Origin of the sequence: Candidatus Pelagibacter sp. FZCC0015 (genome assembly GCF_007833635.1) — a bacterium.
Lineage (GTDB): Bacteria > Pseudomonadota > Alphaproteobacteria > Pelagibacterales > Pelagibacteraceae > Pelagibacter.
The window spans coordinates 83,683-107,638 of sequence record NZ_CP031125.1 but is presented as its reverse complement, the minus strand read 5'-3'; the positions used below and the strand labels follow the sequence as shown (position 1 = coordinate 107,638).

The following is a 23,956-nucleotide window of genomic DNA, read 5'->3' as shown; positions in this document are numbered from 1 at the left end:
TTTTTTTTCATATATAATAAAAAATTAAATTATGAATAAATTAGCTAAATTTTTAGATAGTACTTTTTTAGATTTAGGACGTGAGTTTAAATGGACCTACTTACCGCCATTAATGGTTTATATGGCAGCTGGTATTTCTGGTTTAACAGGAATAGTTGGTACATTTTTTGTTAAGGATTATTTAAATTTATCTGCTGCATTTCTTGCAGGTTTAGTTTTTTGGGCAGGTATTCCCTGGGCATTAAAAATGCCTTTAGGCCATTTGGTAGATCTTATTTGGCAAAGAAAAAATTACATGGTCTACTTTGGAGCTTCATTGATAGCTATTAGTTTACTAATTATGTATGGATTGATTATTCATACAGAGGAGATGTCCCAAGTATTTTCTGTTGAAACATGGTTTGTAATAAGTGTGATTTTAGCTCCGGTTGGTTATGTAGTTCAAGATGTTGTTGCTGATGCTATGACAGTTGAAGCTGTTCCTTTAGTTGATGAAAAAGGAAATGATTACTCTAAAGATCAAATAAAAATAATGCATACAACTATGCAAACACTTGGAAGGTTTGCAATAATTGGTGGAACTGTTCTTGTTGCGTTAGTTAATGTTATTTTATTTAGAGATGTAGAAAGCTTGGAGCAAGCTGACAAGATAAATTTATATGGAACTATCTATATTTATGCTCTTGTAATACCTTTGGTTTCTATCTTAGGTGTAATTTTAGCAAATTATTTAAGACACAAAAAAATTCAGCTTTTACAATCCAAAGGTTTAGAATTTAAGGAAGAAAGAGGTAACGAAAAAACAAAAATTAATTGGTGGATTTTAGGAGGAAGTTTGGTTTTTGTAATTTTCACCTTATCAGTTGGTTCATTCAAAGTACCATTTGCTCAAGAAATTGTATTTGTGGGATCAGTTATAATTATTTTGTTTTTAATGTTTAAACTAATCAAGGAATTACCTGAAGAATTACGTTTAACAATTGTAGGAACAGCAGTAATTATTTTTGTTTTTAGAGCCATGCCAGGACCAGGACCAGGTTTGACTTGGTTCGAAATTGATGTACTCGGTTTCAACGAGCAATTTTTTTCTATCCTATCGCTACTTGCGTCAATCTTAACTTTAGCTGGTATTGTTTTGTTAAGGCCATTTATGGCAAATAATTCAATTGCAAAAATAATTGTTGTTTTAAGTATTGCTGGTGCAATATTGTTTTTACCAAGTGTTGGAATGTATTATGGTTTTCATAATTGGACATCTTCATTAACGGGTGGAGTAGTTGATGCTAAGTTTATTGCATTAATTAATACCGCATTAGAGTCTCCTCTTGGTCAAGTATCAATGATCCCTCTACTAGCTTGGATAGCAAAAAATGCTCCCGCACATTTAAAGGCAACTTTTTTTGCAGTTTTTGCGTCTTTTACTAATCTTGCTTTATCAGCAAGCGCGTTGGGTACAAAATATTTAAATGAAATATTTACTGTGACTAGGGAGGTTAAGGATAAAGTTTCTGGTGAGATACAAACAACAGCAGATTATTCTGAACTTGGAATATTGTTAATTTTTGTAACACTTTTAACTTTAATTCTTCCAATTGTATTTGTATTTATTATTAATAATAGTAAATACAAAACTTCCGAATAAAAATAAATATTATGAAAAAAATTTTCTTAGTCTACGGACATTATAATGACAGTTCATTTAATGCGGCAATCCGAGATGAATTTGTTAAACAATCAAAAGCGAATGGAAATCAAGTTGATGTCGTTGATTTATATAAAGAGAACTTTAATCCAGTTTTTGCTGGTGAGGAACCTGATCAGGAAGTTTTAGATCATAGAAAAAGAATTGAGGAAAGTGATACCATTGTTTTAATCGCACCAATTTGGAACTTTAGAATGCCAGCGATAGTAGAAGGTTGGATAGATAAAGTTTTAGCCCCACCTTGGGCTTTTAGATTTAAACAGTTAGTTGGAAATTACGGTTATCCAATTGGAAACTTAAGAGATAAAAAAGCTATAATATTCTGCACATATGGTTCACCAAGATTAGCAATTACAACTTTTTTTTTAAACTTACCAATTAGAAGATTAAAAAGAGGAGTATTTCATATGTGTGGCATATATAACATTGTCTATAGAAGATATTTTGCAGTACCATTTGTTAGCGATGCAAAGAGACAAGAATTTTTAGATGATGTTAGAAAAACCGCTAATAATCTTTAAAGCTTTAATTTTATTTTTTTTCTTTATTTCATTTTCTTACGCTGAATTATTAAGCCCCAATAGCACTATAAGCCCGAAAGAAGTTATTAAAATTCAATTGAGTGGGCTTCAACAAAATGATCTTGAATATAAAGATAGCGGCATAGAACAAACTTGGAAATTTGCTCACCCAAATAATAAAAGAGTAACAGGACCATTAAGTAACTTTAAGATGATGATAAAAAGCGACTCTTACGGGATGATGATTAACCACCTAAGTCACACAATAACTGAACTTGGAAGTAGTGACAAATGGGCTCAATTTGAAGTTATCATTCTTGATAAAGATAAGATTTATCACAAATTCAACTGGCAAGTCGAAAAGTACACCTCCGAGGGCACTTTAAAAGACTGTTGGTTAACTACAATGGTATCTAGCCCAATCCCCCTAGGAAGCTCAATCTGATTGTGCACAGATACATTTTTGTTTCGTAACAATTAAAAATTTAGTAGGAATCGCAGAATGAAAACAAAAACTAAAGTTGTAGTAGTTGGTGGAGGAGTTGTAGGGGTTAGTGCCCTTTATCACTTAGCAAAAAAAGGCTGGTCTGATGTTGTTCTGGTTGAAAGAAAAGAATTAACATCAGGATCGACTTGGCATGCTGCAGGTTTGCTTCCTTTATTTAATATGAGTTATTCAGTTGGACAACTTCATAAATACGCAGTTAATCTTTACAAAACATTAGAAGAAGAAACTGGAAAAAATGTTGGCTTTAGTGTGGTTTCAAATATTCGTCTAGCAAGCACAAAAGATAGAATGGATGAGTACCATCAATACGCTGGTGTTGCTCGAACTATTGGAGTAGATGTTAAATTTTTAAAGCCAGAACAAGTAAAAGAAATTTGGCCATTATGTCATACAGACGATTTAGTAGGCGCAATACAACACCCTGAAGATGGATATATTCAACCAGCAGATTTAACACAAGCATTAGCAACTGGTGCAAGAAATAGAGGAGCTGAAATTTATAGAAATACAACTGTTCTATCAATGAGACAAACTAAAGAAGGATGGGTTGTAGAAACAGACAAAGGATCAATAGAGTGCGAACATGTTATTTCATGTTCAGGAAATTTTGCACGACAAACAGGTGAAATGGTAGGACTGGATATACCAGTCATACCTGTTGAACATCAATACATTGTTACAGAACCACATCCTGCAATTCAAAAAAGAAAAAAAGATGGATTACCAGAAATGGGAGTCTTAAGAGATAGTGATAGCAGATGGTATATGAGAGAAGAAGCTGGAGGATTAATTTTAGGCCCTTATGAAGATGGTGCACCAGCTTGTTATGTAGAAGGTCCATCAAAAAATTCAGAATATGAATTATTTCAAGAAGACTTAGACAGATTAGCTCCACATATTGAAGGTGCAATTCATAGGGTTCCTGCATTTGGAGAAGTTGGAGTAAAGAAAGTTTATAATGGAGCAATATGTTATACTCCTGATGGTAATCCAATTGTTGGTCCAGCATGGGGACTTAAAAATTTTTGGATTAATGAGGGACATAGTTTTGGAATAACAGCAGCAGGTGGGGCAGGTTGGCAATTAGCAGAGTGGATCGTTGATGGCGAACCTACAATTGACATGTTAGGAGTTGAACCAAGACGTTACGGAAATTATGCTACTAAATCTTATTTGAAAGCAAAAAATGAAGAAGCATATAGCCATGTATTTATTGTTCACTATCCTGACGAAGAAAGACCAGCAGCAAGACCATTAAGAACATCTCCTTGTTATGAAAGAATGAAAAATTTAGGAGCAGTCTTTGGTCAGAAATTTGGATGGGAAAGACCTAATTTTTTTGCAACAGATGGAATGGAGCAAAAAGATGATTGGTCATTTAGAAGATCAAAATGGTTTGATGCAATTAAAAAAGAATGTCAAAATGTAAAAGAAAATGTGGGTCTTTTAGATATGACTGCATTTGCAAAATGTAGAATAAAAGGGCCTAAAGCAGAGGAATTTTTAGATTATTTAGTTGCGAATAAACTTCCAAAAAAAATTGGAAGGATAAATTTATGTCATGCTTTGAACACTAAAGGTGGGGTGCATTCAGAATTTACAATAATGAAAGAAGGAGAGAATAGTTACTATTTAGTTTCTGCTGGAGCAAATTTAAGATTAGATCATGACTGGATACAAAAATGGATGCCAGATGATGGATCTGTAATTTTTGAAGATCTAACTAATAGTACAGGAGTTCTGGTAGTAGCAGGACCTAAAGCTAGACAGTTAATGCAAAAGGTTTCAACAGACGATTTTTCTAATGAGAATTTCAAATGGCTGACTGCTAAAAATGTAAATGTTGGATATGCTCCAGTAAATGCAATGAGAGTAAATTTTGTGGGTGAGCTTGGTTGGGAACTACATCATCCAATTGAATATCAAAACCATATTTTTGATAAATTAATGGAAGCAGGAAAAGATTTAGGTATTAAACCTTTTGGAATTAGAGCTATGAATAGTTTAAGAGTTGAAAAATCTTACAAGCTAGTTGGAACAGAATTATCAATTGAATATTCACCATATGAGTCTGGTCTTGATAGATTTGTTCATCCAAATAAAGGAAACTTTATTGGGTTAGAAGCACTTAATAAATGGAGAGAAAAAGGTTTTGATAATAAATTGGTCACTTTAGAGGTTCATAATACCAAAGATGCTGATGTATTAGGAAATAATCCTATTTTCAAAGATGGAAAAGTTGTTGGAAGAGCAACTGGAGGTGAATTTGGTTTTAGATTAGATAAATCAATTGCGCTTGCGATGGTTAAACCAGATTGTTCGAATGTGGGCGACAAATTACAAGTTGATATATTAGGTGAAATGTACGACGCTACAGTCCTAGATGAGAGTCCATACGATTCAGAAAATAATTTATTGAGAGCTTAATGAAAATTTTAGTAGCTGTAAAAAGAGTCATTGATTACAACGTTCAAATTAGAGTTAAAGAAGATGGATCTGGTGTAGTTACTGACAATGTTAAAATGTCAACTAATCCTCCTGATGATAATGCAATAGAAGAAGCTGTAAAAATTAAAGAGGCAGGCAAAGCTACAGAAGTAGTTGCAGTAACTATTGGTGAAGAAAAAGCTCAAGAAACTGTTAGGAAAGCTTTAGCGGTTGGTGCGGACAGAGGTATTCATGTGAAAGTGGATGGAATTTTAGAACCACTCGCTGTTTCAAAAATTTTACAAAAAATAGTCGATAAAGAAAAACCAGATTTAGTATTTATGGGTAAACAAGCAATTGATGATGATTGTAATCAAACAGGCCAAATGTTGAGTGCTTTATTAAATTGGCCACAAGCAACATTTGCCTCAAAGATTGATGTGAAAGATAATAAATTAGAAGTAACTAGAGAAATAGATGAAGGCCTTGAAACAATTGAAATAAATGTTCCAGCTATTGTAACTTGTGATCTTAGGCTGAATGAACCAAGATATGCATCACTACCAAATATAATGAAGGCTAAGAAAAAACCTATAGAGGAAATTGCAGCTTCTGATTTAGGCGTAGATGTATCACCAAGATTAGAGCAATTAAAAGTAGAGGAACCTCCAAAAAGAAAAGCGGGGATAAAAGTAGCAAATGTTGCAGAACTAGTTCAAAAGTTAAAAAATGAGGCGAAGGTAATTTAATGGCAGTTTTACTTATAGCGGAACACAATAATAAAGAATTAAGACCATTTACTCTTAATGCAGCTACAGCAGCATCTCAAATTGATTCAGATGTTCATGCTGTAATTATTGGTCAAAACTCTGCAGTTGCTGCAAAACAATTATCTGAACTTCCAGTAGTTAAAAAGGTATTGAGTGTAGAAGGAGCTCACTATGAAAACTTCACAGCAGAAAATTTTGCTCCAGTGATTGTTAAACTTGCAGAAAATTATTCTCACATTATTTGTTCAGCAAATACATTTGGAAAAAATTTGATGCCACGAATTGCTGCTCATCTTGATACATCGCAAGTAAGCGACATTATTAAAGTAATATCACAAGATACTTTTTTAAGACCAATTTATGCAGGTAATGCTTTTGCAACAATTAAGAGTAATGATGCTAAAAAGTGTGTAACTATCAGACCTACTTCTTTCGATCCTTGTGAGAGCACAGGTGGATCAGCTCCAATTGAAAAAGTAGATGCTAGTGAAGAGTTTTCAAATACTAAATTTATCAAAAGAGAAGAAATTAAATCTGATCGACCTGAACTTGGAACAGCAAGAATTGTTGTATCAGGTGGCAGAGGAATGCAAAGTGGAGACAATTTTAAATTAATTACAGAAATTGCTGACAAACTAGGTGCAGCAATTGGAGCATCAAGAGCAGCAGTAGATGCTGGATATATAAGTAATGATCATCAAGTAGGTCAAACAGGAAAAGTGGTAGTACCAGATCTATATATCGCTGTTGGAATTTCAGGTGCTATTCAGCATTTAGCAGGAATGAAGGAAAGTAAAGTTATAGTTGCAATTAATAAAGATGGTGAAGCTCCAATCTTTAGTGTTGCAGATTATGGACTTGAAGCTGATTTATTTGAGGCACTGCCTCAGTTCATGGAAGAGCTGAACAAATTAAACACTATACAAAAATAATCCTTACAGTTAAAAACTAGAGTATGTCTAGAGAATCGATGGAATATGATGTTGTAATCATTGGTGGAGGGCCATCAGGATTATCAACTGCAATAAAGTTAAAACAATTAGATCCAAATTTAAATGTTTGTTTATTAGAAAAAGCATCAGAGATTGGAGCTCATATTTTAAGTGGAAATGTATTTGAAACTCGTGCTCTAGATGAATTATTACCAAATTGGAGAGAATTAAATTCTCCCATCAAAACAAAAGTAACTAAAGAAAAATTTTTATTTTTAGGAAAAACTAAATCTTTAAGTTGGCCAACCTGGCTACTACCTGCGGTACAACAAAATCATAAAAATTATATTATCAGTTTAGCAAATCTATGTAGATGGCTTGCGGAACAAGCTGAGAATTTAGGTGTAGAAATCTTTCCAGGATTTCCAGCAAGTGAAATTTTATATAACGAAGATGGATCTGTTAAAGGTGTTGCAACTCAAGATATGGGTATAGATAAAGATGGTAATAAAAAAGATAGTTTTGAACCAGGTATTGAGCTTTTAGGTAAAGTAACTGTTTTTGCCGAAGGGTGCAGAGGTCATTTAGGAAAACAATTGATTGAAAAATTTGAATTAAATAAAGGTAAAGATCCTCAACAATACGGAATTGGTTTTAAAGAAATTTGGGAAATAGAGGATAGAAATCACGAAGAAGGCTTAGTGATGCATACAGCTGGATGGCCATTAGATAATAATACATATGGTGGTAGTTTTGTTTATCATGCAGAAAATAAACAAGTTTTTCTGGGCTATGTAATTGGTCTAGATTACAAAAATCCACATTTATCTCCTTATGATGAATTTCAGAGGTTTAAAACACATCCAGTTATAAAAAAAATAATAGAAGGTGGAAAAAGAATTTCTTACGGTGCAAGAGCTTTAATTGAAGGTGGATTTCAAAGCTTACCAAAAATGTTTATGCCTGGAGCTTTATTAGTTGGTTGTGATGCAGGAACTTTAAATATGCCAAAAATTAAAGGCTCTCATACAGCGATGAAAAGTGGGATAATTGCAGCTGAAACTATTAATGAACATTTTAAAGAAAACAAAGATTTATCAATTTATGAAAGTAAATTTAGAAATAGTTGGTTACATAAGGAGCTTTATGAAGCTCGGAACGTGAAACCTAGTTTTAGCTGGGGATTAATTTTAGGAATAATTTTCACAGGTATTGATCAAATTTTATTTAGAGGAAAACTTCCTTTTACACTTAAACATAAACATGCTGATCATGAAACATTAAAACCTGCAAATCAAATGCCAAAAATAGATTATCCAAAATATGATAATGTAATAACTTTTGACAAAACAAGCTCAGTTTATCTAACAGGAACCAATCACGCAGACAATCAGCCGGTTCATTTGAAGCTAAAAGACCCTGATTTACCAATTAATTATACGTTAGAAAAATTTGACGAACCTGCTCAAAGATATTGTCCTGCAGGGGTTTATGAAGTTCAAAAAGAAAATGATGTAAATAAATTTGTAATTAATTCTCAAAATTGTATCCATTGTAAAACATGCGATATTAAAGAACCTTCTCAAAATATAACTTGGGTTACACCGGAAGGAAGTGGTGGTCCAAGATATGGGAATATGTAATTACGATAGGTCTATCGCAAACTTTTTTAACGTTTCGATAGGAAGATATTTTAAAGTATTTTTATGAGTTCTTTTAATAAATATTGGACAACCCTTACCTGCCTCAACAGCTCTAGCGTACCAACTAGCACATACACACCAACCATCTCCATCTTTTAAACCAGGAAAACCAAATTCAGGATGTGGAGTTATTAGATCATTTCCTGCTTCTTTTAACCATTCTAAAAATTCAGTAGTGACTTTAGCACAAACTGTATGAAAACCATGATCATTTTCATCTGTATTGCAACACCCATCTCTAAACCAACCTGTTAAAGGGTCATTTGAACATTCTTCCAGGTATTCTCCTAGAACATTTTTTTGAAGTTTAGTTTCCATAAACATCGTAGATTTTGTTATCAATTACTGCATTAAAGGAAATAGATCTTCTTTCTTCATTTGTATATTTGAATGGAAAAACTGTATGCATTAAGTAGTTTGGAAATAGATATAAATCTCCAACTTTTGGGACAATATTAATTATGGACTGACTTAGAAACATTCTTGAACCATGGATTAATTGTAAATTACCACCTTGATAAGACTGTTTGTTTTTTTGAATATTGCTTCCAAAATTTTTAGGTACTTTCAAAAACCCAGCTCCAGAAATATGTCCATCATGCCAGTGAGTTGGATTATATTCATTTTGAAACTGTCTCACAACCCATGAGCCCTTCATAGAGAATTTTGTAATTGTTTTTGCTGTTTCTCTTTTGATCCATTCTCCTGTACAATTAGCTAAAAAATTTAACCATCCACTTTCCTCCATTATTTTTTTTTCTAATTGAAACTCTTGGGTCACATCTCCAACAAGTTTGCTTCCATGATCTAATTCTTTTATTTTTTCCTCATCTTTAATTATTTCATCAATATAATTATTTATTTTATTTAATATTTCATCTGGAATTTTTGTCTTAAACACTGAAGGCCCAAGATTTTTAATAATCTGGAATTCGAATTTTTCCATGATTTAAATTTTTGTTGGATTTGGTTGACCTTTATAAACCTCTTCTGGATCAAATTTTTTTTCTTTTTCAAGAAATTCCATTTTAACTTCTCTTCCGTTTTCTATTGGTCCCATAGGAATAGATCTGTAAAAACATGATCTATAACCAACATGACAACTAGCTCCATCACCGATGTCAACTGTTAACCATATTGAGTCTTGATCATCATCTATTCTGATTTCAGTAACCTTTTGAGTAAAACCACTTGTTTTACCTTTGTGCCAAATAGCTTTTCTTGATCTGCTAAAATAATGTGCCTCTTTAGTTTCAATTGTCTTTTTAAGAGCTTCCATATTCATATATCCATGCATCAAAATATCTTTAGTTTTTGAACACATAGTGATTACTGGAATTAAACCATTATTATCAAATTTAGGTGAAAGAAGATTTCCTTCCTCAATATCATAGATATTTTCTCTTTTTTTGAACATAAAGGGTGATTATGTAGCACATATCTAAATATATTAAATATTTTTAAAATGAGGTATTTACTGTATAAAAACCGCTATGAAATTAGTTAAAAACGCAGACAACAAAAATTTAGACACAAAGCAAGTTTCAGATAAAGAAGCTGAAGAAGCTTTTAGAACCATCCTTTCTTGGATGGGTGAAGATCCTAATAGAGAAGGTTTATTGGAAACCCCTAAAAGAGTAGTAAAAGCATTTAAAGAATATTTCAAAGGTTACAAAGAAGATCCAAATAAAATCTTAGATAAAACTTTCGGTGATGTAGAAGGTTATGATGACATGGTTGTTCAAAAAAATATTTCAGTTCAAAGTCATTGCGAGCATCATATGGCTCCAATTATTGGAAAAGCGCACGTAGCTTATATTCCAAAAGAAAGAGTTGTAGGATTGAGTAAGTTAGCAAGAGTAGTTGAAGTTTTCTCTAAAAGATTACAAACACAAGAAAGACTTACTATGCAGATAGCCAACACTTTAATGGAGTCTCTAGATGCCAAAGGAGTTGCTGTAACTATTGATTCAACTCATCAGTGTATGACAATGAGAGGTATTAAAAAAGAACAAGCAACTACGGTTACAAATTACTACTTAGGCCAATTCAAAGAAGATTTAAGTTATCAAAATAGATATTTACGATTTATTAGCACTACGTTAAAAGATTAAGGTGTCCGATCAATTCAAAGCAATAGTCCTTAATCAAGAAGGCGAAAACTTTTCGCGTGAAGTAAAATCCTTAGATAAAAGTTTCTTAAAACATGGTGATGTAACTGTAAAAGTAGATTATTCAGACTTAAACTTTAAAGATGGAATGATTCTAAAGAATGGGGGAAGATTAGTTAAAGAATATCCTCATATCCCAGGAATAGATTTTTCTGGAACTGTTATTGAAAGCGATAATCCGAAATTTAAAGAAGGTGATGAAGTAATTCTTACTGGTTTTAGAGTAGGTGAAGTTTTTTTTGGAGGGTTTTCACAAATTGCAAAAGTAAGTGGAGATTTTTTAGTTAAAAAACCAGATAGTTTAACCAGCAAACAAGCAATGATTTTAGGAACAGCAGGTTTAACATCTTTAATGAGCGCATTTGCTATTCAAGCAAGAGAAAGCATTTTATTAGGAGAAAAAGTTAATGATGTTTTGGTAACTGGTGCAACTGGTGGAGTTGGTAGTTTAGCAGTTATGGCTTTAACTAAATTAGGTTACAACGTTACTGCAGTAACAGGAAAAGATTCTAAGTCAGAGTATTTAAAATCATTAGGCGCTAAAAACATTATAAATAGGGCTGAATTTGATAAAGATCCAAGACCAATAGATAAAGGTTTATGGGATGGAGTAGTTGATACTGTGGGTGGAAAAATTTTAGCAAATGCAATAGCTCAAACAAAATCAAATGGAATTATTGCAGTTTGTGGAAATGCAAACAGTAATGAGCTTAATACAAATTTACTTCCGTTTATGTTAAGAGGTATTAAAGTTTGGGGAATGGACTCTGCTAACTGCAGTATAAAGAGAAGAGAATTTATATGGGGAGAAGCATCTAAATTAATTGATTTTGATTTAATTGAAAAATCAGTTTTAACTGTCAGCTTGGAGGAATTAGTTGAAACTTATCCAAAAATTTTAAAAGGTGAAATTGCTGGAAGAGTATTAGTTGATTTAAATAAATAATGGATTGGGATAAATTAAAAATTTTTCATGCTGTAGCAGAAGCAGGTAGTTTTACGAACGCTACTGTTAACTTAAATCTTAGTCAATCAGCAATTAGCAGACAAATTCAATCATTAGAACAAGATTTAAAAGTACAATTGTTTGAAAGACACGCAAGAGGACTAACACTTACAGAAAATGGTGAATATGTCTTTAAAACAGCCCATGAAGTAATAAGTAAACTAAAAGAAGTTGAAACCTCATTAGGAGACCAAAAAAGTAAGCCAACAGGTAAATTAACAATTACTACTGTCAGAAGTTTTGGAACTCACTGGTTAACACCTAGAATTCAAGAATTTATGAGACTTAACCCTGAAATTGAAATCGAATTAGTTTTTGATGACAAAGAATTAGATTTAAGTACTCGACAAGCAGATATTGGGATTTTCATGAGAAGACCAAAACAGCTTAATTATATTCAAAAAAAATTAGTTGATATTAAGTACTATATTTATGGATCAAATAAGTACTTAGAAAAAAATGGGATGCCAAAAACAATAGGAGACTTAAATAAACATAAATTTATTTCTTTTGGAAAAGGTGCTCCTTCTCCAGTTTATAACCCTGATTGGGCGTTAAAAATTGGAATGCATGATGGAAAGAAAAGAAAATCAATCATGAAAGTGAATAGTGTTATGGGATTACTGTTAGCAGTTGAGTCTGGAGTAGGATTAGCTGCACTTCCAGAATATTTAGTATCAAATTCTAATAACGTTATTAAAGTACTTCCGAAAGTAGAAGGACCAATAACAGAAGCTCACTTTGTGTACCCACAATCCTTAAAAAACACAGCTAGAGTTCAAGCTTTTAGAAACTTCTTATTCAGTAAAATCGGCGACTGGAAATAGAAATCTCCTCTAAAAATAATATTAAATATATCTTGCTTTCTGAGACAATCTATGCGATTGATAATCATTCGCATTGAGAATAATTCTCATTCGCAAATTAATTAGGGTAAAGAATAGGACAATAATGAAAAAAATAAGTTTAATAGGAATAGTTTTGGTTTTCTTTGCCAAGTTTAGTTTTGCAAATGAAGTAAACGTTTTTAGCGCAAGACATTATGACTCTGATATTCAGTTGTATCAAAAATTTACTGCAAAGACAGGAATTAAAGTAAACGTAGTATCAGGAAAAGACAAAGCTTTACAAAAAAGAATAAGTGAGGAAGGACAAGACTCAAAGGCAGATTTATATATCACTGCTGATGCTGGAAGATTAGGAGCTTTTGATGCAAAAGGAATGTTTCAAAACTCAATGACACCAATTATTGAAGCTACCGTCCCCTCAAATTTTAGATCAGATAATTGGACAGGTATCGCAAAGAGAGCAAGAATTATTTATTATTCACCAGATAGAGTAAGTTTAAGTGATCTAAGTGGAATGACATATGAAGATTTAGCCAATTCAAAGTGGAAAGGAAAGATTGTTATTAGAAAGTCAAATAATATTTATAATCAATCTCTTGTTGCGTCATTGATAAAAAATAATGGAAAAGAAGAAACATTAAAATGGGCAAAAAAATTAGTTTCTAATTTTGCAAGAAGTCCTAAAGGAAATGATAGAGCTCAAATTTTAGCAGTAGCCGCAGGTGAAGCTGACATAGCAGTGGCCAATACTTATTATTATGCATTGATGTTATCAGGTCAAAAAGGCAAAGAGCAACAAGAAGCTGCTTTAAAAGTAATGCCTTTCTTTCCAAATCAAAATGATAGAGGAACTCATATGAATATAAGTGGAGGAGGCATTTTAAAAAATTCTCCTAATCCAGAAAATGCAAAAAAATTATTAGAGTTTCTTCTAACAAAAGAAGCACAACAACATATAGTCAACAACACATTTGAATATCCAATGATTGAAGGTGTTGAACCACATGATTTAGTAAAAAAAATGAGTAAAGATTTTAAACAGGATTTAAAAACAAAAGTTGGAGACTATAAAAAAAACCAAGCTGATGCATTAGAAGTAATGTTACTAGCTGGTTGGAAATAAAAGAGGTTAACACTAAGCACTTTTGGTATAAAGTTAATTACCCTACTTTATATCATTAGTGCTTCGTTAAAATGGGTAATAAATTAAATATATGGTTTTTAAGCTCTTTGCTTATATCAATTATAGTTGCTATACCGATAGTAACTGTATTTAGTAGTTTTTTCGAACCTACAGGAGAATATTTATCAATAATTAAAAATACTTTTTTATTTGAATATATTTTTAATTCGGTAACTCTTCTTATAGGTGTTTTATCAGCTACCTTTATTATTGGAGTAGGATGCGCTTATTTAGTTTCATTTTATAAATTTCCAGGCTCATCATTTTTTAAAGGGGCTTTAATTTTATCATTTGCTGTACCTGCTTATATTTATGCTTATTCATTAACAGCATTCTTTGAAAATTATGGTACAGCATTTTCAATTATGAAAAGTTTGTTCGGTGAGGGAGATTATAATAATTATATTCCAAAATTTGATGGGATGTTTGGAGCAATAATTTCAATTTCATTTTCATTATTTGGATATGTTTATGTTTTGACAAGAGCATCATTCCACTATCAGTCACAGAATTTACTTGAACTAGGTAAAAACCTAGGTTTTTCAAATAAAAAGACATTTTTAAATATTATTTTACCAGCATCCAGACCAGCAATTGTGGCTGGATTATCCTTAGTAGCTATGGAAACTCTTTCAGATTTTGGTGCCGTTTCTTTTTTTGGAATTTCAACTCTGACTACAGGTATTTATGATGCATGGATAGCTTTTGATGATTTAGCATTAGCAAATAGAATATCATTTTTTTTGTTAATATTTATTTTAGGTTTATTTGTCTTAGAAAATTTTTCTAGAAAAAAAGCTCAATATCATTCACATACTAGAGGTAATTTTAAATCAAAATCTTTAAAAAAATTAACTGGTTGGAAATCATTTTTTGCAATTTTATTTTGTTCAATAATATTTTTTTTAAGTTTTTTATTTCCTGTAACTCAAATGCTTTATTGGACATTAATTTTTCCAAAACATTTTATAGACCTAAATATTATTGATTTATTATCAAATACAATAATTTTAGTTTTTCTATCAAGCTTTCTTTTAATTTCATTATCTTTCATATCTAATTATGGAAATAGAATTAATAAAAATAAACTTTTAGATATTTTAACTACTTTTTCAATTACTGGTTACGCTATTCCAGGAATAATTTTAGCTGTAGCTTTTATATCGTTTATTTCATGGTTTGATAAAAATATAATTTATTTTTTTGATATTAAAGCAATTTTTATAGGATCAATTGCTGGACTTGTAATTGTATATTTTATTAGATTTTATTCTTTAGCGAATAATGGTCTTAAATCTGGTTATCTTAAAATTAATTACTCAATAGATGAAAGTGCTTATTTGTTAGGATATTCTAAATTGAAAACATTTATAAATATTCACATCCCATATCTAAAAAATTCTGTTTTATTAATTGGTGTCTTATTATCAATTGAAATAATTAAGGAGCTACCAATTACATTAATTATGAGACCATTTAATTTTGAAACATTTGCTACTCAAGCTTATATTTTTGCTTCTCAAGACTTATTAGAAGCTGCCGCAGCACCATCTTTGATACTTATACTTATAGCAAGTGTTTTCATTTTGATTACATCAAGATATATTCTTAAAGATAAATAAATATGAAAAATAATTTTTTAGAAATTGAAAACGTTACTTTTGCAGCAAGTTCAAAAAATAAAGTGAATAATGTTTCTTTTAATATAGAAAATGAAGGTGATATTGTATGTCTTCTAGGACCATCTGGTATTGGAAAAACTACAATTTTAAGAACAATAGCTGGATTAGAAAAGATACATTCAGGAAAAATTATTTTAAAAAATAAAACAATTTCTTCTAAAGAAAATCACGTTGAACCAGAAGATAGAAATATATCATTAGCATTTCAAGATAATTCACTTTTTCCACATTACAATGTTTTAGAAAATATTAACTTTGGAGCTGAAAGAAATAGAAAAAAAAAGAAAGGATTGAACCTTAAAGATATAGTGAAATTTCTTCATCTAGAAAATATTCTAGATAAATTTCCTCATGAAATAAGTTCTGGAGAAGCACAAAGAGCATCTTTAGCAAGATCTTTAATGTCAAATCCTGATCTATTACTTTTGGATGAACCATTATCAAATATTGATCAGAGTTTTAAAGAAGAAATACAAGTTAAATTAAAACAAATCTTAAAAGATTTAAAAATTACAACAATAATTGTTACACATGACTCTTATGAAGCTTTTTATTTAGGAAGTAAATGTGGAATTATTTTAGATGGTGAACTCAAACAATTTGATGATCCATATAATGTTTATCATTTCCCAAATTCTGTGGATGTTGTTAATTTCTTAAATAGAGGCATTTTAATTCCTGCAAAAGTTACTGACGAAAACACATTGGAAAATGATGATTTAGGAACAATTAAAGGTAACTTCACTAAACATTATCCAAAAGGTTCTAATGTACAACTTTTATTACAGCCAGAGGATCTTGAGCATGATGACAAAAGCAATTTGAAGCTAGAGGTAGTGGATCGGAAATTTAGAGGTACAAACTTTATTTATACTTTAAAAACTAATAGCAATTTATTAATACCAGTTTTTGTTCATTCTCATCACGAACATCAACATGAAGCTGATGAAAAGTTTGGAATTAAGAGACCGATTAATATTGATCACATAGTTTGTTTTTAATAAAACAAGCAAATGCATACCAAAAAACAATTATTTACTCGAGGGATGTTGGATATTTCTCCACATATGCTTTCTGTAATTCCATTTGGAATAATTTGTGGAGCAATAGGTGTTGAACTTGGATTTCACCCATATTTGGTCTACGCAATGTCCTTCATAATTTTTGGAGGAGCTTCACAAATAGTATTTTTACAGTTGTTATCAGGAGGCGCATCTAGTTTAGTTGCAGTTGCTTCTGTTGGAATTATAAATTCCAGACATTTATTATATGGAGCTGTTTTATCTGAATATTTAGAAAAATTATCTTTTATTAAAAAATTGTTAATTTCATATGTAGTTGTAGATCAAGGCTTTGCAGAGTCTAATAAGTTTTTCAAAAAAAATAGAAGTGAAGAATTTTTACATTATCATTTAATTGGTACTGGCTGCACAATGTGGGTTTGTTGGCAAATTGCAACTTTATCAGGTATTGTTTTAGGATCGTTTGTTCCAGAGGAACTTGGATTAAAATTTGCAATTCCTCTAACATTTATAGCAATTGTTGTTCAGGATTTAAAAAAATTAGATCATGTTATTGTTATGATTACCTGTGGTTTGAGTTCACTGTTATTTTTTGACGCTCCATTTAAATCTTACATAATTATTTCTCCAGTAATTGCTTTATTTGTAGCTGCACTATTATTGAGGTTAAAAAAATGACACTAACTACAATTATTTTTGCTGGAATATTAACTTACCTCACTAGAATGACTATGATCGCTTTAATAAGTAGAGATATGTTGGGAGATAAAATTAAAGCAGTGTTGGAATATGTTCCTTCTGCAGTATTCCCAGCAATAATATTCCCAGGGATCTTTATAAATGATTTTGGAACTTTTATAGAAATGAATGATCCTAAAATTTTTGGAGCATTAGTTGCTGTAATTGTAGGTTATTTTTCAAAAAATATTATTGCAACAATTTCAGCTGGATTAGTTTCTTATTGGTTTTTAATTTTTGTTATCTTTAATTAGCACCTAACTTAATATTTCTACTTACATTAATATCTATTAATTCTGGTTTAGCTAAATTAAGATTTGACATAAGCTCTACATACTCATCAACATCTTTAACCTGCAATCTTGGATTAAATTTTTTTTCATTACCAATTGTACTAGATACCTTGCCATTATAATCATGACCAGGATACAAAATGGTATCCTCAGGTAATTTTAACAATTTATTAAAAATTGAATTATACGCATCTTTTGAACTACCATTTTGAAAATCAGTTCTACCTGTGCCATTGATCAAAAGAGTATCTCCTGAAAACAAATGGTTATCCATTAAAAAACTATAACTGTCAGAAGTATGACCAGGTGTATACATTGCTTTGATTTTTATTTGGTCAATTTTTATTATTTCATCATCTTTTACTTTAATTTCTACAGCATCAGCAGGTGTATGTTCCCCCATAATTGTAGAGCAATTAGTTTCTTGCTTGAGTTTACTTGCACCTGTTACATGGTCAGCATGTATATGTGTATCTATTACTTTAACTAATTTTAAATTTAATTCGTTTAGTAACTTAATGTAGCTTTCAACATTTTCTATTACTGGATCAATTATTACAGCCTCTCGACCTTTACCTGATGCAATTATGTAAGTGTACGTTGACGATTTCGTATCAAAAACTTGCTTAAATATCATGACTTAAAATAACACATGTACTTGTTATAATAAATCAAATATCCATATAATCTTTATGTTCAAACACATTTCATTTGTTATTGTTTTCTTTACATTCAGTTTTTCAAATACAGTAAGTGCTCACAATCATTTTCCCATAACAACTGATTCTAAACTTATGATTGAAAGAGGAAAAATTGCATATGAAAGAAATTGTGTTTCTTGTCATATGATTAATTTAGCTGGTGCTGAAAACTGGAAGGGTGTAGATGAAGATGGACATAGAAAAGCTCCCCCCTTAAACGGCACAGGTCATACTTGGCATCATGATGATAAAACTTTACATGCAATAATCAAATACGGATTAGCTAAATTGGTTAAAAATTATGAGGGAAAAATGATGGGTTTTGGAGAAAAATTGTCTGATAAAGATATAGACAATATTTTAGCTTATATTAAATCATACTGGCCACTTGATCTGTATGAGATTCAAATTAATATGAGCAATTAATGAGTGCAGTCGCAACTTTGAATTGGTCATGTAAGCATACTTGGAGGAGAAGCGCTAAGAATACAGCATGGTGTTTATTGGGTTGTGCTATTGGTGACTTTGGTACAATTTTATATTTTCAAATTACTGGTATCCCATGGCCAGTTATTGCAATCATGACTTTAGCAATTATAAATGGACTAATTACTAGTATAATTTTAGAGACAATTATATTACTTAAACAAAACTTTACTTTTAAAAATGCATTAAAAACTGCTTTTGGGATGAGCTTTATTTCTATGGTAAGCATGGAAGCTGCAATGAATTTAACTGATTATCTTTTAACAGGTGGAGCCATGTTAACTTGGTGGGTAGTTCCGATAATGCTTCTTGTTGGTTTTTTAACTCCTTGGCCATATAATTATTGGAGATTAAAGAAATATGGTATTAGCTGTCATTAAATCTTAAATAAATTCTTTTCAAATAGTAAAATAAAGATAGGGCTCGTAAAATCATAAAAACTGTGAGAGATATCCAAATTCCATTATTTGAAATGTAATTTGTAAGAATTAAAGAAATTACCAGATATAAAGAAACAGAAAAAAACATAGCATTCCTAATTTCTTTTGTTTGAGAAGCCCCAATAAAAATACCATCAAATTGATAACAAAAAGATGCAAAAAAAGGCAAAATGATCATCCAAATTGAATAATCTAAACTTAATGATCTTACTAAATCAATATCAGACATCATATAGATCACATTCTTGTGAATAAAATAATAAACAATAGAAATTACTAATCCTGTAATAGAACTCAAAATAAATGAATTTTTAACTATTGAACTGAATAAATCTTTGTCTTTCTTACCCAGAGAATAGCCAATAATTCCTTCTGTTGAAAATGCATATGCATCTAAAATAAATGCAGATAAAAAAACAAGATTAATTAATATTGCATTAGCGGCAATATATTCTTCTCCAATTTTTGAACCAAGATATGTGAACCATAAAAAAGAAAAAGTAAGTAAAATAGTTCGGATAAAAATGTTAAAATTTATATTAAATATATATTTTAATTTATTAAGATTAATAATTTCATCTATTTTTAAACTAATTTTTAAAAAATTATTTAAGTAAATGAAAGTATAACTTAAAAATATTATAGAAGTAATTATTCCAGAAAAAAGTGTTCCGTAAGCAACACCTTTAATGTTTAGATTATATTGGGTTACAAAAATTATACTTAAAATTATGTTTAATATTGAAAAAAAACCAACTGCTATGCTTGAAATTTTGGTTTTTTGCAGTCCAACAAAGAGACCTGTAATAATATAAAGAGAAAGTTCACCAGGTGCAGAATAAATTCTAATTTTAAAGTAATCTTTATAAAAATCAGTAGTTTGATCATTTAGCTCAAAAACCTGAAGACTTAGCTTTAAGATTAAGTTTTGAGCAATAAATAAAATAATAGATAAAATTAATACAAATAACAAATTTCTTAAAATTATATTAATTATCTCGTTATAATTTCCAGCTCCATGTGCTTGTGAAACCATACCAACTGTTCCCATTCTTAAAAAACCAAAACTCCAAAAAATCATCGAAAATAAATTTGCTGCTACAGAAGTCGCCGATAAATAAGAAACATCACCCAAATTACCCATTAATGAAGTATCAATAATAGCAACTAGTGGAATAGCTAAATTAGCAAAAAAGATCGGAACGGATAATTTTAAAATATATCCAATAGAAGATTTTTCCATAAGTGTCGGTAAATTTTTATAATATTCTTTTTAACAAATTTTCTTTAAAGAATAATTTATGAATTATAACAGCACTTATATGTAAAGCAACTAGACCTATAAGAAAATAGTTTGACAAAATATGAATATCGTAAAATTGATCAGCAAGCTCAAAATTTTCTTTTATTATAATTTCTTTAAAAATAATTACTAAAGGTTCACCGTTAAAAAGTTTTTTTAATATTCCTGAAATTGTTATCGATAAAATAGCAATATATAAAAGAATATGGTTCATCTTTGCTAGAAACCTTTGTCCCTTAAAAATACTTGGATCTAATTTTGGAGTTGGATTAAGTATATTATTTATTAATCTTATTATTATTATGTAAAAAACAGTTAAACCTAGTGCAACATGTATATCTTCAATGGTTATTCGTTGTTCACCAAAATCCAAATCAACTAGATAAAATCCTAAAGGTATTTGTATAAAAAGAATAATTGCGCTGAGCCAATGTAACACCTTTGAGATAATGCCATACTCTGTTATGGTATTCGTTACATGCATAATTTATTTAATCATATAAAAAAATATATTAAAATAATTTTATTCTCAATTTTAAGCGTATTTTTCGTCTCATCTAGTAATGCCGAGTTAACAGTTGAAGAAATTATTAAAAGTCGACAAGCATTGTTTAGTAAAAACTATAGTACAGCTAAAAGGGTTCAAGCGCTCTCTTCAAAAGGAGATTTTGAAAAAGCAAAAAAACTTATGATAGAAATGAGTGAAAATTATAAAGTTTTAATAGATCTATTTCCTGAAAATACACAAGAGGGTTTTGATACTGAAGCTTTACTTACAATTTGGGATGAAAAAGATGACTTCAATGCATTAATGCAAAAAGCCTCTGATGATATGACAAAACTTGTATCAGTAATCGAAGATGCAGATGATATTCGAGGTACATTAACTAAATTTATGTGGAGTAATTGTAAAGCTTGTCATAGTAGGTACAGAGAAGAGCATTAGTAACTAAGCAAGAATGATACCTCAAAAAGTTAAAGATCATATCGAAGAATATATTAGCCAAGAAGTTTACGTTCAAATCGCAATAATCAAGGGTAAAGAAAAAATTTCAACAGAATCCGCTATAGATAGGTATTTTAACACAAATCACTTTAGAGATTTTTCAGAAGGTAAACCATATTTTCATTTCATTGATGGATTAAGAGATAAATGCCTTGGAAAACTTAAGAATTCTCCTATGAGAGACAAGGAAACCGAGGATGAGACTATAAAATTATTACAAAAAAAATTGAACAGTTTAAATGATGATGAGCTTGAAGACACATATTGGGAAATAGAAACTGGAGAATTTTTTTCAGGAGAACAAATAAAAGAACTTGAAAAAAATTGTAGTGAATTAATTAAAGAGCTTGATCTTTTAAATAAAAATAAAAAAGAGGTTCAAAAAACCATCATGAGTTTTTGTGAAAACTACGAAAAGTTGTGTCAAAAAAAATACCCAGAAGCTCCACTTCCACTAGAAATATTAAAATCTGTAAATTAATTATTTTTAAGGGTTCGCTCTTTAAGATGATACCTAAAGAGCTCCCTTATTTCGCCTCTTTGGCATTTAAATCCAAGTGGATTTATTATGTTTTTTAAGTTTTTTGATATTTAAAATTGTTCAGCTAAGTATCAGGCGGTGAAAGTATTAACATAAACCTCCTTCTATAAAAAAGGTAATTATATTAAATACAATTTCAATAAATTTATTTTCATTTTATGCAAATATATTTATTGAATACAACCTAGTGCTTTAGTAGATTCCCGGTAACTTAAATAACTTCCTAAAATTATTTTTTATTTATCAATTCACTAATAAAATTTTCACCATAACCATCATCAACAGCTTTTTGAAAATAATTTTTATTTACTTCAGCAACTTTTTCGGCTTCTGGAAAATCTTTTAATAAATCTTGAATATAAGTTAAATCTTTTACAGAATTACTAGCTGTGAATTTAAAACCAGTAAAATCTCCTTTTAATAGATTGTCAAAAACTCGATTTAAAGCTGCAGAATTTCCAGAACCAAGTTTTGCAACATCAAATACTTTTTTTAAATCCAAACCCATTTCTTTGGCACTTTTAGCTAAATGATTAACTAAGGCAGCATTTCCAAGGGATAAAAAATTATTTAACAGCTTTGATTTTGCACCCATGCCAACAGGTCCAAAGTGAAAATATTCTTTACAGAAAAAATTTAAGTATGGCTCAGCAATTTTAAAATTTTCGTCTGAAGCTCCAACAATTCCTCCTAAAATACCTTCCTCTGCTTGAACTGGACCTCCCATTACAGGACACTCAACATAATTTATTTTTTTTGCATTAAATATTTCTTCTGTTTCCATTGAGCCAGTTTTGTTATGAGTAGTAATATCAATAATAAGAGTTTTGCTATTTAAAACATTAGAAATTTTTTCTGATATTGATTTTGCTATGGGAGTGTTAGTAACACACATAAACATTGCATCTAAATTTTTATTAGAAAATTCTTCAAAAGATTTTACTTCTTCAGCTCCCTCGCTAACAATTTTCTCAATTGGTTTTCTATTTTTATTAGCAATGACAAAAAGCTTATTTTTGTGTTTTAAAATATTTTTAGCTATTCCATAGCCCATATATCCAACACCAATAAAACCTATATTTTTCACCTAAACCTCACTATTTAACTTTTCTTTTTACCTTCTGTTCTTATGAACATTATACCAAAAACAATAATACCTATCACCCCAACAATTTTATTATAATCAAACGGTACACCAAAAATTAAGAAATTAATAATTGTAGACCAAACTAATTGTGAGTATTGAAAATTAGTTACAAATGACAAATTAGAAAGTTGAATCGCATAAATAATTAAAGAATGACTTACAAAACCTGCCACACCAAGAATTACTAAATAAAGCCAAAAGATATTCTTCTCTAATGGTACCCAGTTAAAAAATATAAAAATACTAAAAATTATTGCGCCTAAAATCGAAGTATAAAAAATAGCAGCAAATGGGTCATTATCACCTGATATAACTTTAGTAAAAAATTGGTAAAGAGCCCAACAAATTGGAGGTACAATTGGAAATATTAATTCTAAACTAAATATTCTCATACTTGGACCTAACGAATAAACAATTGAACCAAAACTTAGCAGCATTAAAAGTATACCCTTTGGACTTAAGATATCTTTTAGAAAGTATGCTGAAAGTAATGAGACGATTAAAGGCGCTGTGAAGAAAACAACATAAATATCTACCAGGTCAAATTTTTGTAAAGAATAAAACATAAACGTGGTGGCAGTGACCATTAATATTGATCTAATTATTTGGACTTTAAAATTTTTTTTTAAATTTACTTTTGGCTTAAAAATTAAAAAAAATATAATTAAAGATACTAAGTGAAAAAAAAACCTCCCCCAAATTGCTTGAGTAACCGGCATTACTGTTCCAAGATATTTTGCTGTAGAGTCCATACAAACAAACATAAAAAAACCACCAGCGGCTAATAAAATTACGTTAATTAATGATGTTTGTTGAGGCACAGGAA

The 23,956-nt window shown here is 30.2% G+C and carries 27 protein-coding genes; 19 read left to right on the top strand and 8 right to left on the bottom strand.

The features are described 5' to 3' along the window. Nucleotides 1-31: 31 nt before the first annotated feature. From DT059_RS00600 to DT059_RS00570, 7 genes are read left to right on the top strand one after another with little or no spacing between them, the layout of a single operon-like run. The gene (locus DT059_RS00600) at nt 32-1,642 is read left to right on the top strand and encodes a hypothetical protein (RefSeq protein ID WP_205713271.1); all 1,611 of its coding nucleotides are present in this window, start codon (nt 32-34) and stop codon (nt 1,640-1,642) included. Between the two features lie 11 nt (nt 1,643-1,653). Beyond that, nucleotides 1,654-2,223 (top strand): NAD(P)H-dependent oxidoreductase, encoded by a 570-nt coding sequence (locus tag DT059_RS00595; RefSeq protein WP_145595884.1) that lies wholly within the window; start codon nt 1,654-1,656, stop codon nt 2,221-2,223. Continuing rightward, on the top strand, nt 2,192-2,668 hold the full coding sequence (locus DT059_RS00590; RefSeq protein WP_240704601.1) for a hypothetical protein: 477 nt from the start codon (nt 2,192-2,194) through the stop codon (nt 2,666-2,668). Before DT059_RS00595 ends, DT059_RS00590 begins: the two co-directional genes overlap by 32 nt. A 57-nt stretch (nt 2,669-2,725) precedes the next feature. Next, the gene (locus DT059_RS00585) at nt 2,726-5,158 is read left to right on the top strand and encodes a GcvT family protein (RefSeq protein WP_145595883.1); all 2,433 of its coding nucleotides are present in this window, start codon (nt 2,726-2,728) and stop codon (nt 5,156-5,158) included. Next, the gene (locus DT059_RS00580; protein WP_145595882.1) at nt 5,158-5,907 is read left to right on the top strand and encodes an electron transfer flavoprotein subunit beta/FixA family protein; all 750 of its coding nucleotides are present in this window, start codon (nt 5,158-5,160) and stop codon (nt 5,905-5,907) included. The genes DT059_RS00585 and DT059_RS00580 overlap by 1 nt, the downstream gene beginning before the upstream one ends. Beyond that, the gene (locus DT059_RS00575; RefSeq protein WP_145595880.1) at nt 5,907-6,860 is read left to right on the top strand and encodes an electron transfer flavoprotein subunit alpha/FixB family protein; all 954 of its coding nucleotides are present in this window, start codon (nt 5,907-5,909) and stop codon (nt 6,858-6,860) included. The genes DT059_RS00580 and DT059_RS00575 overlap by 1 nt, the downstream gene beginning before the upstream one ends. A gap of 23 nt (nt 6,861-6,883) precedes the next feature. Beyond that, nucleotides 6,884-8,503 carry an electron transfer flavoprotein-ubiquinone oxidoreductase gene (locus DT059_RS00570; protein WP_145595878.1) on the top strand — a complete coding sequence of 540 codons (1,620 nt, stop codon included), beginning with the start codon at nt 6,884-6,886 and terminating at the stop codon, nt 8,501-8,503. Here DT059_RS00570 and DT059_RS00565 read toward each other — a convergent pair whose 3' ends face one another. From DT059_RS00565 to hisI, 3 genes are read right to left on the bottom strand one after another with little or no spacing between them, the layout of a single operon-like run. After that, nucleotides 8,504-8,881: a DUF2237 family protein gene (locus DT059_RS00565; RefSeq protein WP_145595876.1), complete on the bottom strand. Its 378-nt coding sequence runs from the start codon at nt 8,879-8,881 to the stop codon at nt 8,504-8,506. Beyond that, the gene (locus DT059_RS00560; RefSeq protein ID WP_145595874.1) at nt 8,871-9,509 is read right to left on the bottom strand and encodes a putative 2OG-Fe(II) oxygenase; all 639 of its coding nucleotides are present in this window, start codon (nt 9,507-9,509) and stop codon (nt 8,871-8,873) included. Before DT059_RS00560 ends, DT059_RS00565 begins: the two co-directional genes overlap by 11 nt. 3 nt (nt 9,510-9,512) lie before the next feature. Then, a complete protein-coding gene (hisI, locus tag DT059_RS00555; protein WP_145595872.1) occupies nt 9,513-9,980 on the bottom strand; it encodes a phosphoribosyl-AMP cyclohydrolase in 468 nt (155 codons plus the stop codon). 76 nt (nt 9,981-10,056) lie between these two features. Between hisI and folE the strand changes: the two genes are divergently transcribed. The 8 genes from folE to DT059_RS00515 all read left to right on the top strand — a co-directional run bounded on the left by folE (nt 10,057) and on the right by DT059_RS00515 (nt 17,467). After that, entirely contained in the window at nt 10,057-10,677 is a 621-nt protein-coding gene (folE, locus tag DT059_RS00550) for a GTP cyclohydrolase I FolE (protein ID WP_145595870.1), read from the top strand. Between the two features lies 1 nt (nt 10,678). Beyond that, nucleotides 10,679-11,680, top strand: a complete 1,002-nt coding sequence (locus DT059_RS00545) for an MDR family oxidoreductase (protein WP_145595868.1) — start codon at nt 10,679-10,681, stop codon at nt 11,678-11,680. Then, nucleotides 11,680-12,567, top strand: a complete 888-nt coding sequence (locus tag DT059_RS00540; RefSeq protein WP_023854113.1) for a LysR family transcriptional regulator — start codon at nt 11,680-11,682, stop codon at nt 12,565-12,567. Before DT059_RS00545 ends, DT059_RS00540 begins: the two co-directional genes overlap by 1 nt. Before the next feature lie 124 nt (nt 12,568-12,691). After that, nucleotides 12,692-13,711 carry an extracellular solute-binding protein gene (locus DT059_RS00535; RefSeq protein ID WP_145595866.1) on the top strand — a complete coding sequence of 340 codons (1,020 nt, stop codon included), beginning with the start codon at nt 12,692-12,694 and terminating at the stop codon, nt 13,709-13,711. Nucleotides 13,712-13,782: 71 nt separating this feature from the next. After that, entirely contained in the window at nt 13,783-15,393 is a 1,611-nt protein-coding gene (locus DT059_RS00530) for an ABC transporter permease (protein ID WP_145595865.1), read from the top strand. A 2-nt stretch (nt 15,394-15,395) separates the two neighbouring features. After that, complete coding sequence (locus DT059_RS00525; RefSeq protein ID WP_145595864.1) at nt 15,396-16,454, top strand: ABC transporter ATP-binding protein; 1,059 nt, start codon at nt 15,396-15,398, stop codon at nt 16,452-16,454. Between the two features lie 12 nt (nt 16,455-16,466). Next, nucleotides 16,467-17,153 (top strand): AzlC family ABC transporter permease, encoded by a 687-nt coding sequence (locus DT059_RS00520; RefSeq protein ID WP_145595862.1) that lies wholly within the window; start codon nt 16,467-16,469, stop codon nt 17,151-17,153. After that, the gene (locus DT059_RS00515) at nt 17,150-17,467 is read left to right on the top strand and encodes an AzlD domain-containing protein (protein WP_145595860.1); all 318 of its coding nucleotides are present in this window, start codon (nt 17,150-17,152) and stop codon (nt 17,465-17,467) included. Before DT059_RS00520 ends, DT059_RS00515 begins: the two co-directional genes overlap by 4 nt. Here the strand turns inward: DT059_RS00515 and DT059_RS00510 are convergent. Beyond that, nucleotides 17,460-18,143, bottom strand: a complete 684-nt coding sequence (locus DT059_RS00510) for an MBL fold metallo-hydrolase (protein ID WP_145595858.1) — start codon at nt 18,141-18,143, stop codon at nt 17,460-17,462. The genes DT059_RS00515 and DT059_RS00510 overlap by 8 nt on opposite strands. 55 nt (nt 18,144-18,198) lie before the next feature. Between DT059_RS00510 and DT059_RS00505 the strand changes: the two genes are divergently transcribed. Together DT059_RS00505 and DT059_RS00500 are read left to right on the top strand one after the other, a co-directional pair. Further along, nucleotides 18,199-18,633 (top strand): c-type cytochrome, encoded by a 435-nt coding sequence (locus tag DT059_RS00505; protein ID WP_145595857.1) that lies wholly within the window; start codon nt 18,199-18,201, stop codon nt 18,631-18,633. Next, nucleotides 18,633-19,073 (top strand): DUF4396 domain-containing protein, encoded by a 441-nt coding sequence (locus DT059_RS00500; protein ID WP_145595855.1) that lies wholly within the window; start codon nt 18,633-18,635, stop codon nt 19,071-19,073. The genes DT059_RS00505 and DT059_RS00500 overlap by 1 nt, the downstream gene beginning before the upstream one ends. On the opposite strand, the gene DT059_RS00495 is transcribed toward DT059_RS00500, so the two are convergent. Together DT059_RS00495 and DT059_RS00490 are read right to left on the bottom strand one after the other, a co-directional pair. Beyond that, on the bottom strand, nt 19,060-20,376 hold the full coding sequence (locus tag DT059_RS00495; RefSeq protein ID WP_145595851.1) for an MATE family efflux transporter: 1,317 nt from the start codon (nt 20,374-20,376) through the stop codon (nt 19,060-19,062). The genes DT059_RS00500 and DT059_RS00495 overlap by 14 nt on opposite strands. Nucleotides 20,377-20,392: 16 nt before the next feature. After that, nucleotides 20,393-20,920, bottom strand: a complete 528-nt coding sequence (locus DT059_RS00490) for a cytochrome b (RefSeq protein WP_145595849.1) — start codon at nt 20,918-20,920, stop codon at nt 20,393-20,395. Here DT059_RS00490 and DT059_RS00485 point away from each other — a divergent pair. Together DT059_RS00485 and DT059_RS00480 are read left to right on the top strand one after the other, a co-directional pair. Next, nucleotides 20,915-21,382: a cytochrome c gene (locus DT059_RS00485; RefSeq protein ID WP_145595848.1), complete on the top strand. Its 468-nt coding sequence runs from the start codon at nt 20,915-20,917 to the stop codon at nt 21,380-21,382. The two genes, DT059_RS00490 and DT059_RS00485, sit on opposite strands and share 6 nt — an antisense overlap. Nucleotides 21,383-21,395: 13 nt before the next feature. Continuing rightward, nucleotides 21,396-21,923 carry a hypothetical protein gene (locus DT059_RS00480; RefSeq protein WP_145595846.1) on the top strand — a complete coding sequence of 176 codons (528 nt, stop codon included), beginning with the start codon at nt 21,396-21,398 and terminating at the stop codon, nt 21,921-21,923. Nucleotides 21,924-22,212: 289 nt separating this feature from the next. Here the strand turns inward: DT059_RS00480 and DT059_RS00475 are convergent, their stop codons facing one another. Together DT059_RS00475 and DT059_RS00470 are read right to left on the bottom strand one after the other, a co-directional pair. Continuing rightward, nucleotides 22,213-23,070 (bottom strand): NAD(P)-dependent oxidoreductase, encoded by an 858-nt coding sequence (locus tag DT059_RS00475; protein ID WP_145595844.1) that lies wholly within the window; start codon nt 23,068-23,070, stop codon nt 22,213-22,215. Nucleotides 23,071-23,084: 14 nt separating this feature from the next. Next, nucleotides 23,085-23,951: a DMT family transporter gene (locus tag DT059_RS00470; RefSeq protein WP_145595842.1), complete on the bottom strand. Its 867-nt coding sequence runs from the start codon at nt 23,949-23,951 to the stop codon at nt 23,085-23,087. Nucleotides 23,952-23,956: the final 5 nt, after the last annotated feature.

Bases quoted from the DNA above. Each gene is read 5' to 3' on its own strand.
- hisI (WP_145595872.1), bottom strand. From the start codon at position 9,980: ATGTTCAAAAAAAGAGAAAATATCTATGATATTGAGGAAGGAAATCTT.
- DT059_RS00480 (WP_145595846.1), top strand. From the start codon at position 21,396: ATGATACCTCAAAAAGTTAAAGATCATATCGAAGAATATATTAGCCAA.
- DT059_RS00585 (WP_145595883.1), top strand. From the start codon at position 2,726: ATGAAAACAAAAACTAAAGTTGTAGTAGTTGGTGGAGGAGTTGTAGGG.
- DT059_RS00510 (WP_145595858.1), bottom strand. From the start codon at position 18,143: ATGATATTTAAGCAAGTTTTTGATACGAAATCGTCAACGTACACTTAC.
- DT059_RS00570 (WP_145595878.1), top strand. From the start codon at position 6,884: ATGTCTAGAGAATCGATGGAATATGATGTTGTAATCATTGGTGGAGGG.
- DT059_RS00535 (WP_145595866.1), top strand. From the start codon at position 12,692: ATGAAAAAAATAAGTTTAATAGGAATAGTTTTGGTTTTCTTTGCCAAG.
- DT059_RS00540 (WP_023854113.1), top strand. From the start codon at position 11,680: ATGGATTGGGATAAATTAAAAATTTTTCATGCTGTAGCAGAAGCAGGT.
- DT059_RS00525 (WP_145595864.1), top strand. From the start codon at position 15,396: ATGAAAAATAATTTTTTAGAAATTGAAAACGTTACTTTTGCAGCAAGT.
- DT059_RS00600 (WP_205713271.1), top strand. From the start codon at position 32: ATGAATAAATTAGCTAAATTTTTAGATAGTACTTTTTTAGATTTAGGA.
- DT059_RS00500 (WP_145595855.1), top strand. From the start codon at position 18,633: ATGAGTGCAGTCGCAACTTTGAATTGGTCATGTAAGCATACTTGGAGG.
- folE (WP_145595870.1), top strand. From the start codon at position 10,057: ATGAAATTAGTTAAAAACGCAGACAACAAAAATTTAGACACAAAGCAA.
- DT059_RS00595 (WP_145595884.1), top strand. From the start codon at position 1,654: ATGAAAAAAATTTTCTTAGTCTACGGACATTATAATGACAGTTCATTT.
- DT059_RS00495 (WP_145595851.1), bottom strand. From the start codon at position 20,376: ATGGAAAAATCTTCTATTGGATATATTTTAAAATTATCCGTTCCGATC.
- DT059_RS00590 (WP_240704601.1), top strand. From the start codon at position 2,192: ATGATGTTAGAAAAACCGCTAATAATCTTTAAAGCTTTAATTTTATTT.
- DT059_RS00580 (WP_145595882.1), top strand. From the start codon at position 5,158: ATGAAAATTTTAGTAGCTGTAAAAAGAGTCATTGATTACAACGTTCAA.
- DT059_RS00575 (WP_145595880.1), top strand. From the start codon at position 5,907: ATGGCAGTTTTACTTATAGCGGAACACAATAATAAAGAATTAAGACCA.
- DT059_RS00515 (WP_145595860.1), top strand. From the start codon at position 17,150: ATGACACTAACTACAATTATTTTTGCTGGAATATTAACTTACCTCACT.
- DT059_RS00560 (WP_145595874.1), bottom strand. From the start codon at position 9,509: ATGGAAAAATTCGAATTCCAGATTATTAAAAATCTTGGGCCTTCAGTG.
- DT059_RS00520 (WP_145595862.1), top strand. From the start codon at position 16,467: ATGCATACCAAAAAACAATTATTTACTCGAGGGATGTTGGATATTTCT.
- DT059_RS00505 (WP_145595857.1), top strand. From the start codon at position 18,199: ATGTTCAAACACATTTCATTTGTTATTGTTTTCTTTACATTCAGTTTT.
- DT059_RS00530 (WP_145595865.1), top strand. From the start codon at position 13,783: ATGGGTAATAAATTAAATATATGGTTTTTAAGCTCTTTGCTTATATCA.
- DT059_RS00485 (WP_145595848.1), top strand. From the start codon at position 20,915: ATGCATAATTTATTTAATCATATAAAAAAATATATTAAAATAATTTTA.
- DT059_RS00490 (WP_145595849.1), bottom strand. From the start codon at position 20,920: ATGCATGTAACGAATACCATAACAGAGTATGGCATTATCTCAAAGGTG.
- DT059_RS00565 (WP_145595876.1), bottom strand. From the start codon at position 8,881: ATGGAAACTAAACTTCAAAAAAATGTTCTAGGAGAATACCTGGAAGAA.